This is a genomic window from Arthrobacter sp. SIMBA_036, from assembly GCF_046535135.1.
Taxonomy (GTDB): Bacteria; Actinomycetota; Actinomycetes; order Actinomycetales; family Micrococcaceae; genus Arthrobacter.
In genome coordinates, this window is sequence record NZ_JAWRXG010000008.1 from 1 (window position 1) to 15564 (window position 15564).

At 62.4% G+C, this 15564-nt stretch carries 13 protein-coding genes and 1 pseudogene; 10 read left to right on the forward strand and 4 right to left on the reverse strand.

Annotated features, from left to right (window positions below):
- Positions 1 to 426 precede the first annotated feature (426 nt).
- Positions 427 to 618 carry a hypothetical protein gene (locus SB659_RS11880; RefSeq protein ID WP_284977866.1) on the reverse strand — a complete coding sequence of 64 codons (192 nt, stop codon included), beginning with the start codon at positions 616 to 618 and terminating at the stop codon, positions 427 to 429.
- A 152-nt stretch (positions 619 to 770) separates the two neighbouring features.
- Between SB659_RS11880 and SB659_RS11885 the strand changes: the two are divergent.
- Positions 771 to 1004: pseudogene (locus tag SB659_RS11885) on the forward strand (LysR family transcriptional regulator); the annotation flags it as partial.
- A 346-nt stretch (positions 1005 to 1350) separates the two neighbouring features.
- Here the strand turns inward: SB659_RS11885 and SB659_RS11890 are convergent.
- The 3 genes from SB659_RS11890 to SB659_RS11900 form a co-directional block, all read right to left on the reverse strand.
- On the reverse strand, positions 1351 to 1662 hold the full coding sequence (locus SB659_RS11890; protein WP_410550555.1) for an aldo/keto reductase: 312 nt from the start codon (positions 1660 to 1662) through the stop codon (positions 1351 to 1353).
- 34 nt (positions 1663 to 1696) lie between these two features.
- Entirely contained in the window at positions 1697 to 2335 is a 639-nt protein-coding gene (locus tag SB659_RS11895) for an aldo/keto reductase (RefSeq protein ID WP_350224861.1), read from the reverse strand.
- A gap of 223 nt (positions 2336 to 2558) precedes the next feature.
- Positions 2559 to 2996, reverse strand: coding sequence for a hypothetical protein (locus tag SB659_RS11900; protein ID WP_410550556.1), 438 nt, complete (start codon positions 2994 to 2996; stop codon positions 2559 to 2561).
- Between the two features lie 677 nt (positions 2997 to 3673).
- On the opposite strand from SB659_RS11900, the gene SB659_RS11905 reads away from it, so the two are divergent.
- The 9 genes from SB659_RS11905 to SB659_RS11945 all read left to right on the forward strand — a co-directional run bounded on the left by SB659_RS11905 (position 3674) and on the right by SB659_RS11945 (position 15541).
- Complete coding sequence (locus tag SB659_RS11905; RefSeq protein ID WP_284977870.1) at positions 3674 to 5725, forward strand: hydantoinase/oxoprolinase family protein; 2052 nt, start codon at positions 3674 to 3676, stop codon at positions 5723 to 5725.
- 10 nt (positions 5726 to 5735) lie between these two features.
- A complete protein-coding gene (locus SB659_RS11910; protein WP_410550557.1) occupies positions 5736 to 7409 on the forward strand; it encodes a hydantoinase B/oxoprolinase family protein in 1674 nt (557 codons plus the stop codon).
- Between the two features lie 23 nt (positions 7410 to 7432).
- Entirely contained in the window at positions 7433 to 8455 is a 1023-nt protein-coding gene (locus SB659_RS11915) for a sugar ABC transporter substrate-binding protein (protein ID WP_410550558.1), read from the forward strand.
- 93 nt (positions 8456 to 8548) lie between these two features.
- The gene (locus SB659_RS11920; protein WP_410550559.1) at positions 8549 to 10075 is read left to right on the forward strand and encodes a sugar ABC transporter ATP-binding protein; all 1527 of its coding nucleotides are present in this window, start codon (positions 8549 to 8551) and stop codon (positions 10073 to 10075) included.
- A 180-nt stretch (positions 10076 to 10255) separates the two neighbouring features.
- Entirely contained in the window at positions 10256 to 11068 is an 813-nt protein-coding gene (locus SB659_RS11925; protein WP_410550560.1) for an ABC transporter permease, read from the forward strand.
- A gap of 83 nt (positions 11069 to 11151) precedes the next feature.
- The gene (locus SB659_RS11930) at positions 11152 to 12471 is read left to right on the forward strand and encodes a methylhydantoinase (protein WP_410550561.1); all 1320 of its coding nucleotides are present in this window, start codon (positions 11152 to 11154) and stop codon (positions 12469 to 12471) included.
- The gene (locus tag SB659_RS11935) at positions 12468 to 13550 is read left to right on the forward strand and encodes a DUF917 domain-containing protein (RefSeq protein WP_410550562.1); all 1083 of its coding nucleotides are present in this window, start codon (positions 12468 to 12470) and stop codon (positions 13548 to 13550) included. The genes SB659_RS11930 and SB659_RS11935 overlap by 4 nt, the downstream gene beginning before the upstream one ends.
- Positions 13543 to 15102, forward strand: coding sequence for a PucR family transcriptional regulator (locus tag SB659_RS11940; protein WP_410550563.1), 1560 nt, complete (start codon positions 13543 to 13545; stop codon positions 15100 to 15102). Before SB659_RS11935 ends, SB659_RS11940 begins: the two co-directional genes overlap by 8 nt.
- The gene (locus tag SB659_RS11945) at positions 15086 to 15541 is read left to right on the forward strand and encodes a GAF domain-containing protein (protein WP_410550564.1); all 456 of its coding nucleotides are present in this window, start codon (positions 15086 to 15088) and stop codon (positions 15539 to 15541) included. Before SB659_RS11940 ends, SB659_RS11945 begins: the two co-directional genes overlap by 17 nt.
- Positions 15542 to 15564 lie beyond the last annotated feature (23 nt).

The following is a 15564-nucleotide window of genomic DNA, read 5'->3' on the forward strand; positions in this document are numbered from 1 at the left end:
CTACATCGTCTTCAAGAAGAATCAGCGTCCCTAACGCCCGCGCATGGGAAGAAAACGGATAACGTACTTTGCCATCAGAACAGTGATTATTGGATTCAACGCACAATCACCCCTCCTCCAAGAGCTATGCAGTTCCTGGTCATGACAGGAACCCAATCTGGTGAACTATGCCGCCGTCCGCAGTTTTACGTTGGCTTGGTCATGCATCCGTGCGGACAACCGACCAGATCTGCTGCCATCTCATGCCAAGGCGCCTCAGGACGGCGCAGATGCCACCGAGCGATCAGTTCAGGGCTTCATCCTTCGCAGTGAGAGCTGACGTTGGAAAATCCTGGCCGCCCGGCAGCACTCCCCCAGCGACGGTCCACGACCAACCCATGACGGATCTTCCGTCAACCTGGGAGTGGTACTGGGCGGCAGCCACCGTCAGCGGATGCCGCCAAGATCACTGTCAACGTAGGAACCAGGCCGGTTTTCGCCGTCGTGCTGGCAACTGCAGTGACCATCCAGCTGTAGCCGAACGGTCACTGGACTGGATGAGTCCAGGTGAATATCCACCGAGTCCTCCCCGTTGCTGCTAACTCGAAGAGTCTGTACTTGGTCGTTGAGCTGAGTCATAGTAAAAGCTTTCTAGAGTTGGGCTGTGTCTAGGCGGCACGGGCCGCGAAGCCACGCGCCTCTAAGGCGGGTTGGTGCATCAGGTGAGCAAGCTAATTACTGTCCAGGCCCGGACGGCGGGTGCAATCGGCGTTGTCGCTAACGCTGTAGCCATGAGATTAGTCACAAATTGTCTGCAATATAAGCGCAAGATTTGGGAGATAACAGTGCAGAATGGGTGCATGATCAACACCGATCCGCAGGGCGTCGCGTTTTTGCCCGGACGGCACAAGAGGCGCAACGCGTAGCTCACGGGTTGCTCCCCCGTCCCCGCGCAGGTGCGTGAGCTCCAGCGCGTGCTTGGAATGCAGCTGTTGACGAAGGACGGCCGGGGCGTGCGGCCGACCCGCCACCGTCATCTGCAGGCGCCAGCCATGCAGCATCACGTGATCACCTACTTCTCCGGCATCGTCGATGAAAACGACCACATTCGCCTCGGCCCCTACCCCGTGCTCTCAGCGAACTGCTCAGGATAAAGATGGAGGAATTCGGTAGTCCGTTCCGCCACGTGACAACGAAGGCGAGGCCCGAACCCAAGATCAACAGGAGCGAATAATTGACGAGGAACCTCCCACAATGGCGGGCGACCGTGGCTGCAACTCACGGCCGTGAGTGGCTCCCTCGGACGCTGCGTGGCTTCCCAGTTCCCCCTTCTGTAGGTCTTGAGTCAGTGGGGATGCTGGTGCCGCTGTTCTAGCGGATCAAGCCGCCCTCTCGCAGATCATCCCACAGCGCCTGCGGGATGGACCGGGCGACCAAATCGAGGTTTTGTTGCACCTGCTCCGGGGTGCGCATGCCCAAGACCACGCTTGTCACGGCAGGATGCTGGTACGGGAATGCGACGACGGCGGCAGGCAGAGTGGTGCCGTGCGCCAAGCAGATGTCCGCCAGCTGGTTGGCCCTGTCCAACAGTTCCCGGGGCGCCGCCTCGTAGTTGTATGTGGCATCGGCCGCGGGCCTGTTCTTGGACAGCAGGCCGGAGTTGAAGACGCCCACATTCACCACGGCCACATCGTGTTCCAGGCAAGCAGGAAGCAACTCAGTTGCCGCTCCCTGTTCCAAGAGGGGTGTACCGGCCGGCCAGCATGATCACGTCAATGTCGGTCTCGATGACGAATCGTTGAAGCATTTCGGCTTGGTTCATCCCCGCACCCCAGGCTCCGATGACACCTTCGTCGCGCAGCGCGGAGAGCGCCGGGACCGCACCTTCGAGGGCCTCCGTCCAGTAGTCATCAGGGTCGTGGATGTAGACGATATCGATCCGGTCTGTGCCGAGGCGTTCCAGGCTTTCCTCTATTGACCGGAGCACACCATCCCGCGAGTAGTCGCGGACCCGGACAACGTCGTCGGGGACATCGAAGCCATCAGTGTCCAGACCTCTGGGGGCCCGGTTGGGACGCAGGAGCCGACCCACCTTGGTGCTCACCACATATTCGCTCCGGTCCTGGCCCGAGAGCGCGCGGCCGAGCCTGCGTTCAGCGAGTCCCAGCCCGTAATGAGGCGCAGTGTCAAAGTACCGGATGCCGCGGTCCCAGGCCGCTGCGACGGCGTCGACGGCTTCCTGCTCCGGGACCTGCCGGTAAAGGTTCCCGATGGGTGCTGTTCCTAATCCCAGCACGGGCAACTGGACCCGGGTCCTGGGGATGCCACGCCGTTGAAAGACATCTGTTTGCGTCATTTCTTGATCCTCGTTCAGTTGAGCGCGGAACCTGTGCTGCGAACTGCTCCAGCGCAACCAGCTGGGGGAAGCGGGCGCAGGCGTCAAAAGTAGACCCATTACATCACGCTCCTCCATAAGCTGAAGCGATATTCAGCTTCCTGCTTGCTACCCCGCGCGGCTGCAGTCCTGAGGGTCCCGGAACAATGCTCACAACGGGCTGATGGCCACTCCCCCGCCCGATCTATTCGGCCAGGCATGAGTGCACCGCTTGCTCCAGCAAGGGAGCGCAACGGATCCAGGCGTCGGCAGGGGCGGCGACGACGAGTACGCTGCTGCCCCGGCCGCCAGCAACCAAACAGGCTATCTCACTGTACCGATGCGCGCCGATTGTGGTCACGTAAGTGTCGGCCACGCACGAACCGGTGCCACCACGGAACACCATTCCGTTACTGCTCGATGTTTGGGTTACGGATGCGGCGTGTTCGCCCGATAGGTGGTCGAGGCGGGATCCCGGCCAGTTGGCCTGCGACTCATCCCCCTGTTGGGGGGTGGAATTGAAGTAAACCTGAAGGTCACCATTCGGTGCTGTGATTCCCGCCGAAACACTCCCGGGATCGCTTTGCACCGCAATGGCACCGGGCGGGATGGACAGTACCGCCGTTCGGTCCGGAAGTTCCATCGTTTTCCATCCATCGGGTGCGAGGCCGGACTGAAACCATGCGAACTGCGTACCCCGGATGAGCCACTCGCCGTCACCTGCTTCTGGTCCATCGCAGCGCAAGCACTGATGAGCAGCACCACCGCGACTTCGACAAGGCCCACATGACTCTTTGACCTCCGAAAGCCCGCGGACGCGCAAAGGTTCGTATGTTCACCATCGCCAGTTCGGGCAACGGCCCACCCCGGGACGCGGAGAGTGTTGCCCGCCCCCTTCACGCTACTTGTTACCGTCACCATCGTCCGGACCTCCACTGTTGTCGGCGTCGTGATCATTTACCGCAGGTGCCGGAGGGGCGGGCGGAGCGACGACGACCGGCGGGACCGGAGCTGGCGCGGCTGGTGCGGACGGGGCAACAGGCGGGGCGACAGGCGGCGACGTTGTCGGGTCCGGGTTGGCGGTTCCGGTCTCGGGCTTCGGGGACGGGGTCACTGTGGTCAAGCCCTTCACGCATACTCTCGTTTTCTTTATTCGACCGAAAGAATCGCGCACTAACAGGCCTTCAAGGCGCGATCTTGGGCAGCAAGCCCTTTGGCCCTCACTGAGAATGTGCAGAATGCACAGGCCTGCGAGATCCTCGCCGCTAACGTGACTTACCACACAACAAGTGCACGTCCCAGAACCATGAGGAGATACACATGCCGAACTACAGGGTGTCGATGGATATCGGCGGAACCTTCACGGACATCGTGGCGTACGACCAAACCGCAGGGACCTATCAGGCGACGAAAGCATCCACTACACCGGGCAACTTGAGCGTCGGCGTGATTGCCGGCCTCGAGTCCATTGTTACCGACCTTTCAGACATCGAGTTCCTGGTCCATGGCACAACCCAGGGCCTGAACGCCTTCCTGGAGCGTCGCGGCGTTCCCGTGCTGCTGCTGGCGACCGCCGGCGTCGAGGATTCTTATCATATTGCCCGGGGCCCACGTCTGGAGCTTTACAACGCCCAGTACCGCAAGCCGACTCCCCTCGTCGAGCGGAAGGACGTTATCGGCGTCGGCGGACGCCTCGACGGTCAGGGCCATGAGATCCGGCCGCTCGATGAAGTGGCCGTCCGTCAAGCAGCACGCCGAGCACTGGACGAAGGATATGGCGCCGTGGCCGTTGCCTTCCTCTTCAGCTACAAGAACCCGGCCCATGAGGTTCGTGCCCGCGAGATCCTGCTTGAGGAACTGGGCGAAGACTTCACCGTCTCGCTGTCGCATGAAGCAGCGAAAGAGTGGCGCGAATACGAACGCACCTCGTCCGCCGTCGTCGAGGCGTACACGGGACCCGTGGTCCGCAACTACCTCCTTGACCTTGAAGGGAAGCTAGCGGACCGCGGCGTGGAGGCCCCGCTGCACATCATGCAGTCCTCCGGCGGCGTGCTTACCGCTGAGTCCGCCCGGAAGCGTCCCCTTCAGACCCTGTTGTCCGGGCCTGTGGGCGGCGCGATGGGCGACGTCGAGCTGGCCGGCGTGTCAGGCAACCGGAATCTCATCGGGGTTGACATGGGCGGCACATCCTTCGACGTCTCCCTGGTTGTCGACGGCAAACCCGACGTGTCCACCGAAGCCCACCTCGAAGGCCTGCCGATGCTCATGAGCGTCGTTAACATCCACACCGTGGGAGCCGGCGGCGGCTCGGTGGCATGGCTGGAAGCCGGCGGCCTCCGGGTGGGTCCGCGTTCGGCCGGGGCCACCCCGGGTCCGGCCTGCTACGGTCGCGGCGGCACAGAACCCACCGTGACCGATGCCAACCTCGTGCTCGGCCGAGTGGACCCTGACTGGTTTGCGGGCGGACAAGTAGCCCTGGACCGTGAGGCAGCCATCACCGCCCTCAAAACCGTGGGAGACGAACTCGGCCTGGACCCGATCGCCATGGCCGAAGGAATCTGCGATGTGGCCAACTCCCAGATGGCCCAAGCCATCAGGACCATCACTATCTCCCGCGGCATCGAACCGCGCGACTTTGCCCTCGTCGCGTTCGGCGGCGCCGGGCCCATGCACGCAGTCTTCCTGGCCAAGGAACTGGGAATCCCGGAAACCGTTGTTCCCAGGTTCCCCGGCGCGTTCTCGGCATGGGGCATGCTGCAAACCAACATCCGAAAGGACTTCTCCGAGCCGTACTTCTTCCTCGATGAGGACATCGATGTGGCAGACATGACCGGTGTCCTGCAAAGGATGGAAGTGGAGGGTCTGAGGTCCCTTATCTCCGAGGGCGTCCCCGAGGAAAGCCGCCGAACCAGCGCCTCCGTGGACGTTCGCTACCAGTCGCAGGAATTTACGCTCAACGTGCCCCTGACGTCCGCCGACGAACCTGAGGCGGAGGGCTTCGTCGCCAACCTGGCAGCCCGCTTCTCCGCGATGTACCACGAGCGCTACGGGCACTCCAATCTTGGCGCACCCATAGAAATCGTCGCGCTGCGGACGCAGGCAGTGGGCGACTTGGGCCGCTTGGAGGCACCGCTCTTCGAAACGGCACAGAGCTCGGAGTTCAAGCACGAAATACGCCGGGTGGTCTTTGACCACGTAGAACACGAGACCACGGTAGTACGACGCGACGACCTGGCCGCCGGGCACACCTTTGAAGGTCCGGCCATCATCGTTGAGCAGACCGCCACCACCGTGGTGCCACCGGGATTCAACGTCACAGTGGACGAGTTCGGCTCCCTGGTCATCCGCACTGAAGACACACAAGGAAATTGAGGAACCACCGATGACAATCGCTGCAGTCAAGACCCTGGATCCGGTAACCGTGGAAATCATCCGAAACGCGCTCACCAGCGCCGCGGACGATATGAACGCTACCCTGATCCGCTCCGCCTACTCCCCCATCCTCTACGAAGGCGGGGACTGTGTGGTGGCACTGCTGGACACCGAACACCGTGTACTCGGACAGTCCGCCGGCCTCCCGCTGTTCCTCGGCAACCTCGAAACCTGCTCCATCGCAGTGGAGGAGCTGTACGGCCGTGAGGTCTGGCAGGAAGGGGACGTCTGGATCCTTAACGACTCATACCTCGGCGGCACGCACTTGAACGATGTGACCATCTTCGCGCCGATCTTCGATGACGGCCCATTGGTTGGCTTCGCCGCCACCCGCGCACACTGGATGGACATGGGTTCCAAGGATGTGGGCGGCTCCATGGATGCCACGGACATCTTCCAAGAAGGCTTCCGCATGGGGCCGGTCAAGCTCATGGAAGCCGGCATTGAAACCTCAGTGGTGGATTTGATCCGCACCAACGTCCGCTTCCCCTACCAGACCATCGGCGACATGCACGCGATGATAGCCGCCCTCCGGATGGGAACCACCCGGATGAAGGAACTGGTGGGCCGGTACGGCATGGAGCAGCTCGACGCTGCCCGCGATGAGATCTTCCGGCAGACGGAGGAGATCGAGCGGGAAACCGTCGGCAACATCCCCGACGGCGTTTATGAAGCCGAAGGCGTTCTGGATAACGACGGCATCAACTTGGACACCCCCATTCCCATCAGGTTGAAGATTACCGTCGCAGGCGACACTGTGGACTTCGACGTCAGAGGCTCCGCTGACCAGACCACGGGCCCGGTCAACTGTGGCGCAGCCCAAGCCGTGTCGGCCCTGCGTGTGGGGTACAAGCTCCTTGTCAGCCCGGACTCCAACTCCAACGGCGGATCCTTCCGCCCGCTGACCACCCAAGTACGCTCCGGCTCGGTGCTCGGCGCGGTGGCCCCGGCACCCTGCCAGTGGTACTTCTCGCATCTGGGACTGCTGATCGATCTGGTCTCCAAGGCAATGGCACCCGCCATGCCTGAACGAGTAGCCAGTGCCAGCCACGGCGACTCAATGATCATCACTGCAGCGGGCTTCGATCCCCGCTTTGGCCGGAACTTTGTCAGCATGGAAGCCACCCTGGGCGGCTGGGGCGCTTGGCAGGGCACGGACGGCGAATCCGCCATGATCAACAACGTCAACGGTTCGCTGAAGGACCTACCCATCGAAATGATGGAAACCCGTTACCCGCTGCGGATTAACGAGTACTCCATCCGCCCGAACTCTGGTGGCCCCGGTCAGTGGCGCGGCGGCAACGGAGTGATCCGTGAATACGAGTTCCTTGCCGACTGCGTGGTAGGCCTCTGGTTCGAAAGATCCAAGACGCCGGCTTGGGGCCTCTTCGGCGGTTCTGATGCCCAAGGCCCTGAAGTAGTGATTAATCCCGGCCGTCCCGATGAGGTCCGGACGCTGAAAGCCAACGCACGGAAGATCAAAACCGGCGACGTGGTCCGCTTGGCCGTCGGGGGCGGCGGCGGGTTCGGACACGTCTCCAAACGCTCACATGAAGACATTGAGTACGACATCGTCAACGGCTTCATCACCGAGGACTTCGCCAAGACCCACTACGGCTACTAAACGCCGCATAGAAAGGACTGACCGTGAAAATCACCAAGCGTCCAGCCGCAGCTATGGCCCTCATGGGCCTGGCCCTGCTGACCTCAGCATGTGCTCCACCCGCGCAAAGCAGCACCACTGCTGCAGCGGCTGCCAGCGCAGACCAGAAGCTCAACGTTGGATTTTTCGGTTTTGCCAAATCCAACGGTTTTGCCCAAGGCACCTACCTCGGCATCGAGCAGGCGGCCAAGGCCAACAACGCCAGCGCCACCTTCGTAGACTCCAATTTCAATGCCCAAACCCAGGTCCAGCAAATCCAGGACGCCGTCACCTCCAAGCAATTCGAGGTGATAGTCGTCCAAGCGAACGACAACCAGGCGCTCATCGCACCTTTGACGCAGGCCGTACAGGCGGGCATCACGGTGGTCGTGGAGTTCTCGGTCATCGGGCCCAAGTTCGACACTATTCAGCCGCAGGTCCCCGGGGCCATCAGCATCGTGGACCTGCCCACCCGCAACGGCAAGGTGCTCGGCGAGATGGGCAAGGAAGCCTGCGCCACGGTGCCCGGCAACACCTGCAAGGTAGCTTACCTTGAAGGCTTTAAGTCCCTGCCCTTGGATAACGCCCGGACGGAGGCTGTGAAGGCGGAACTGGCCACGGATCCGAAAATCAAGCTAGTAGCCAGTGTGGAAGGCGGGTACACCCAGGACAGCGGCCGCCAGGCCTTCCAGAACGTCTCACAAGCAAACCCGGATGTGAACGTGGTGATCGGCGCTTCCCAGGCCATCACGGGAGCCGCCGCGGCCGCCGGGAACAGTAGCATCAAGTTCATCGGTAACGGCGCATCCGTATCCAACGTGGAAGCAGTCCGGTCCGGCAAATGGTTCTCCATTTATGTCAGTGACGTTGTGGCCAACGGTGCCAAGGCCACCGAGCTGGGCCTTGCCAAGGCACGCGGCAAGCAGGTCGAAACTGCCATCGACGAGGCCAGCCTTTCTCCCAACAACGGCAAGGGCACCAAAGAAGCTCTGGATCGCCTGAACTACGTCTCAAAGTACTCCGACTAATCCAGTCCCTCAACGGGCAACCCGGGGCCGGAGCCTGACCGCTTCGGCCCCGGGGAACTGGCCCCAAATCCCCTTCGATCTCCAGAGGTCAACATGGCTATACAACAGTTGGAAAATCGCGAGCATGCCAGCCGGAGGACGGCCCCCGAAATCTCCGTCTCCAGGATCGGGAAACGTTACGGTGGCACCACGGTCCTGAACGATGTCACGCTGTCGGTCACGCCCGGGGAAATCCACGGAATCATGGGGGAAAACGGCGCCGGCAAGAGCACCCTGCTGAAAATTCTGGGCGGCGCCATCATGGCGGACTCCGGCACCATGGAATTAGACGGACACCCGGTCAGGATCACGAGCCCCCGGGACGCTATCTCTCACGGTATTTCCCTCATCTCCCAGGAACTGGCACTAATCCCCCACCTGTCAGTACTGGAGAATGTCTTCCTTGGCCGCTGGTCGAACAGGGGAAGCCTCCTCCACCCCAACAAGGACGCGGAGAATCTTGCCCGGCTGTTGGAGGAGACCGGTTTTGAGTTGGACCCGCGGGCCACGGTGGGAACCCTGCCCATAGGCCAGCAGCAGCAGGTGGAAATCCTGAAGGCCCTCGCCCGCGGAGCGACCGTGCTGTGCATGGACGAACCAACGGCGGTCCTTAACGAGGCCGAGAAGGAAAAACTCCTGCAGGTAATCAAAAGGCTGGCCCACGGCGGAACCACGGTCCTCATCGTCTCCCATTACCTGGAGGAAGTACTGGAGTTGGTGGACCGGGTGACCATTCTGCGCGACGGACAGCACATCCTCACCAAAGACGCCGCTGGGCATACGCCGGAGTCGCTTGTGCGTCTGATGGTCGGCCGGGAAGTCGATTTCCTCATACCGGAGGTTCCGCACGTTCCATCCGAAGCTGACACGGTAGTCCGGGTTGTCGGATTGACGAGTGCAAAGGTCAAGGAGATATCCTTGCAGGTCCGCCGCGGAGAGATCCTCGGCATCGCCGGGCTGGTGGGCAGCGGTCGCAGCGAAACGCTGCTCGCCATTTTCGGCGCAGACCGGACCATCGGTGGCCATGTAGAGATCAATGGCCAGCCGATCCGAGCCAGCTCCATCAGGGACGCCATCAAGGCCGGTATCGCGCTCATACCCGAGTCGCGGAAAGAACAGGGTCTGGTCATGTCCCGGCCCGCCGCCGAAAATATCGCCCTCTCAACCCTGTCCGCACGCTCCTGGGCCGGCTTCGTCAGCGCCCGGCGGGAAAGAGCTGCCGTCAAGGACGTCAGCAAATCCGTTGACCTGCGCGGCGCCCGTCCCGGGCAACCTGTAGCCAACCTTTCCGGCGGCAACCAGCAGAAGGCACTTTTCGCCAAATGGCTGTTGAACCCTCCAGCAGTGCTGCTTGTGGACGAACCCACCCGGGGAGTGGACATCGCGGCCAAGGCCCGGATCCACAACATCATCGCCGAGTTGGCTGCGAAAGGTACTGCAGTCATCGTCGTCAGCTCCGAGCTCGAAGAAGTGCTCGGCTTATCCCACCGTATCCATGTCATGAGGCACGGGCGCATTGTTGCCGAGTTCGACCGAAACGCCTCCCGCGATGAAGTCATGACCTCCGCTTTTCTGAAATAGGTGAATCAAAGTGACTACAACGTCAGTTGCCGTGCCCTCGACGGCAGAGAAAAAGTTCAATCTGAACCTCAAAGACTTCGGGATCGTTTTCGGCTTGGCCGCCATCATGCTTTCCTGGCCCTGAACACCGGGACATTCCTAACGGGCCGCAATTTCATCAACCTGTTCGACCAAGCCGCCGTGGTGGGGCTGCTTGCCGCCGCAGCCACGCTGTGCATCATCAGCGGGGTCTTTGACCTGTCCTCGACCGCCACGCTCGCGGTCTCGGCCATTTCGGGCGTGATGCTCACCCAGCATTTCGGCGTTGCGGCAGGGTTCATCGGAGCTTTGCTCGTGGGCGCCCTCCTGGGGACCATTACAGGATTGATCGTGGTCAGCACGAAGGTCAACTCGTTCATCGGAACACTGGCCGTGAGCATCATTTACCGGGGCTTGGCAATTGTGATTACCGGCGGCGCAATTGTCGCACCTCTACCCGAGCAGCTCCCGTCTTTCCAAAACTGGACTTGGCCCAGCCTCTTCGGCCTCACTGCCGGCTCCGTATTGATGCTGGCGATGACAACGGTGCTCGGAATCGTTCTGTGGCGCACCACCTTCGGCCGCAGGATCTACGCCGTAGGCGGCAACCAGGAAGCCGCCCGTTTGAGCGGCATCCGGACGGGGTCCATCCACGTTGCAGTCTTTGCGATCAGCGGCCTCTGCTCCGCCATGGCCGGCATGATTCTGGCCTCGCGCGCCGGCTCCGCTCAGCCCGCCATGGCCGTCGGGGTCGAACTCACGGCAATAGCTGCTGTGGTCATTGGTGGCACCAGCATCTTGGGCGGGCAGGGCGCCATGTGGAGGGCATTTATCGGAGTCATGATCCTTACCGTCATCAGCAACGGTTTTAACCTGCTCCATTGGGACACCACCTACCAACAGGTAGTGACAGGAATCCTCATCTTGGTGGCCGTTGCAGCCGATGGGTTGTTCTTCCGCAAATCCACCAGATGACCGTCCAGGGTGGACCCTAGAGATATGACATGGATACACCGCGGGGCAGGCGCCCGGCACGAAGTTGAAAGGGAGGCCCGGCAATGCGGATAGGACTGACCCTAAAGGGCAGCAGTTGCCGGGCGCTCGTTCTGGATGGACGTTCCGACGTCTCCGCAGCCGAACAGTTGGAGGCCAGCAGCCTGGCTGAAGCGCTCGACGCGGTGCTATCTGCCTTACGCCCTCGGCTCGGAAACCGGGTCACAGACCTGACCGCCGACGTCGGAAATGTACTCGCCGCGCGGCAGCCAGGGGACGTCGTCGCAATCCGCATCTCTCCCCGGCCTCCGGCTGATCGGTTCCACAACACCGTTCTGCCGGCGCTCATTGAGCCGGCAGTCGCGCGGACTGTGCATGTCCGCGGCGGTCACGACCTGCGTGGGCGGCCGCTTGCCCCGCTGGGCCTGGACGCGTTCCTGGCGGAATTGCCGTCCATTGTGTCTGGAGGCTTGCGCAACGTCGCTATCACCGCCGTCGGCTCCACCGCCTCCCCGGAACACGAAATGCGCATCGCTGATTCCATCCTGTCCAGTAACAGCGACATGAGGATCAGCATTTCCAGTGATTTCTACTCAAGCGCATTCCGAGACCGTGACTACACAGCCATCCTCAATAGCGCCTTGATGGAATCGGGCGAAGAACTGGCGGCAATGCTGGAAGACGCCGGGCGGCGCTACTTTCCCGCTGCCACGCTGTCCTATGCGAGAAACGACGGCGGCCGGGCCCCGCTTGCGCGGCTTGCCGTAGCACCAGTCCACGCGCTCCGTCCGCAACCTGCAATGGAAATCCTCGGCGCGGCAACTTTGGGCGGACTATATGAGGGCGAAGTAGTTGTCTGCAGCGATGCTGGTGTGAGCGTCGGCAACATGCGCCGTGGTCTTCCTGTTGCACACAGCATCATCCGGCAGGGGTATGAAGCGAGCCTCGCCACCAACGCCGCCTTCGTGGAACCGTACACCGCCAACCATCCATCCCGTCCCGATATCCCCACGGTGGTCGCCGACGTCCGCACCAGCCAAGACACCCCGCCCGGGTACGGCCTGGTGCCAACACTTCCGAGTGCCCAGGACCTGGCCCTCATAGGCTGCGCCGCGACACCGCTGACGGCTTGGATCGACAGGCTCGAAAGGGTCAGCGGGCAGGCCGACCTGCAGCGCGTGCAGAAGCGCGCCGAGGAAGAGGCCCAATCGGCCGCAGTCCAGCTGGGCGCGAGCCCAGCCGACACCCGCATCATCGAATCAAACGTCTTCGCAGTGCCCTACGGAAACCCCGGAATCGTCCGAATGCGGGTCCAAGCTGCGGGCGGGACCTCCACCAATGGAGAGCAATCGTTGGCAACACAAGCCATGGGGGGCACGGCATGAGCCGCATCCTCACCGCCGAAGACGTGAGGCACCTCCGCACCGGTGCCCACTTCTTGGCGTGCGCCATCGATCCCACGGCCATCCATGTGTACGCCGGCATGATCCAGGAGGCAATGCAGATCCGCTCGGTGGAACTCATCACCGTGGACGAACTCGCGCCGGATGACCTGGTAGTGGCCGTCGGTATGGTGACGCAGGGCCTGTTCATCGCTGACATGCCCCCCGTGGGTGACGAGTTCACTGGCTGTATCGAAGCGATCGAAACCAGGCTCGGCCGTAAGGTGCGGGCCATCTATTCACTTGCTGCCGCCAACATCAATGGAATCATTCCGCTCATGGTGGGACTGCAGTCCGCGCTTCCCGTGATTGACTCCGATCCCATGGGGCGTGTCTTTCCGCTCATCAGCCAGACCACCTTGAACATCGGTGGGGTGGCCATTGGCCCCATAGCGCTCATGGGAGTAACCGGTGAGCGGGCCTTGGTGGAAGCGGGTGATCCGCAGCGCGCCGAGACGCTGGTTCGCGCACTCGTCACCGAGCTCGGCGGATGGGCCGCCACCGTTATGTATCCGTGCTCTGCGCAGCAGCTGGCAGAGCACGGGGTCCACGGCTCCATCAGCCGGATGATCCGAATAGGGCAGATCCTTGACGCCGAAACCTCGGCTGAGAGCAAATTCCTGTCACTTGCCGACTTTTTGGGCGTGACCCGGATTGCGCGGGCGCGGGTGAGTCACATCGAAGGCCTGTCCCGCCCAACTGATCTGGGACTGCCTGCCCAGCCGTCCAGCGTCACCATGGAGGATGAAGCCACTGGGCAGGTCATCCGGCTGGAGATCCAGAATGAGATCTTATTGGTGCTGGTGGATGGTGCTGTAGCGGCAGCGGTTCCAGACATGGTGACGCTGCTCAATTCCGAGCACGGTCGTGTGGCCAACCTGGACGACCTCAGGGTTGGCAACGTCGTGGATGTGCTCAAACTCAATGCCGCACCGCAATGGTACTCGGAAGCGGGACTGGACTTGGCCGAACCGGCTGCGTTCGGCATTCCACTCAAGCATCCAAGGCGGCGCCGTGGCTAGGTCGATGAAGGACACCCGGCTCGATGTTGCCGGACTACTGGCGCACGGGTCCCTGCGCGGCACGACCCCGTTGTACCTCACCCCGGCCAGCGCACTGATAGACAGCGTCGTTCTGGTTTCCCAGCTTGAGGCGATCCAGCGGGTGCGGCCAAACACCGTTGTGGTATTCGCAGCCGAAATGGGCTCCGGTGGATGGCTCGTATCCGCCGCGTTGAGACATGCCTGGGAGCGGCGGGCCAGCGCCGTCGTCGTGGCCGGAAGCACGTATTCGAGCGCGGTGATCGGCCTCGCGGAGCGGCTGGGAATAACCCTCTTGGCTGCTGAAGGGAACCCTGCCGACGTCGCATTGTCTCTGGCTGCGGAAATTGGTGCCGCCCTGTCCGTGGTGGACGCCGAACTCGCCCGCTTCGCCCGTGCCGTAGCCAAGGACGGTACACTCGCCGACGTCCTCAGAACCATCTCCGGGGAACTGGATGGGGTGGGCGTCTCGCTGGAGCACGACGGCGTTGCCCTCGCCTCTGCGGGCAACGCCCCGCGGGACTCAGCAGAAGTCATAGCGGTCAACATCGGAGCTGCCGACGCCGCCATCCCGTCCACCCTCACCGCACGCGTACCCGCCGCTGGCGTACACAACCTACGGTTGGTTCGCTCGATCCTCGAAGTGGCCGCTCCTTCGGTGAAGGCCGCCTGGTTGATGGATAATTCTCGAGACGCCGGCCGCGCTGTTCCCACTGCGGCACTGGCCGGGCTAAGCCGGAGCACGGGTTCTTCCGGAAAAGCCTTCGAAGAAGACCGGCGGCACCTCCTCTCACAACTTGGCTGGCACCGGGACGAACGCTACGTGGCTGTCTGGATTTGCCGGAGTGCCGTGGATGCGGCAAGCAACGACTTGACGGCGGTGCTAAGGCTGCTCTGGCGAAAGGTCGCGGCACGCAGTCCTCTGGCGGAAGTCGAGGGCGGCTGGCTGGCCCTTGTTCCAGCCAGAAACGAGGCCGTTATTGCACAACTCGAACTTCGACTAAAGGCACGGCTCCAGCCGGTCCTCACCGAGCTGGGCCTCGTCGCCGGCCTGTCACGCTGGGCGGAGGAAGCTCCGCCGCTTCCGTCCATCATCCAAGAGGCGCGGCTGGCTGCCGCCTCCGCCCAATCAGCGGGAGAGGGCACGGTTTTGGGCTTCGCGAGCCTGGGTGTCGCGGCCGCCACGACGTTCGTCGACAAAGACGCCGTGGCTCTGGTCGCTGAGCTGACCCTACCGCGGCTAATGGCTTGTCCTGACAGGGACGCATTAGTGGCGGCAGTAGGGGCCTTCCTTGACCACCGCGGCTCGGTCAGCCTCGCAGCGGCTTCGCTCGATGTGCACCGCAACACCCTCCAGGGCCGCCTGGGCCGCGCCCGGGAACTGGGTATCCCGCTGGACAATCCGTCCGAGTTGCTGTCCGTCCACCTGATCCTCGACGTGCTGCGGGTGAAAGCACACGAGAAACGAACGTCCACAAGTCCACACAAAGATCCGCACGAACCGAGAAAGGACTCCCATGAGTTCCCAGTTTGAATCATTCGACGACGTCTACTCCGCCGCCCGGGACACCGTTGGCGTCCGCCTCTTCACGGCCTCAGTCATCGCCGACGCCGGAAGCAGCATGGCGCGTATCTACACCACCCACCCCGAGGTCTACCCGGTTGGCGGAAAGAAGACCTTCGCGGAGGACACCAACCCGGTGTGGCTGGAGCAGGTCCTCATCGGACAGCAACCATTCCTGAGCGCCGACAGGGAGTCGGTCAGGACCTTCTTCTTCGACTCCGCAACGATTGAATCACTGGGGTGCGGCGCGATAGTCAATGTTCCGGTCGTCAGCGGCGGCCGTACCATCGGCTCCATGAATTTCCTGGCGCCCGAAGGCACCTACGACCAGTTGTCGGTGGATGCCGCCGTCGAGGTTGCGCGGCGATCTGTGCGACTCCTCGAGGACGCCCTGGCAGCCATCAGTTAACTCGAACCCTCCAATAGGAAGGA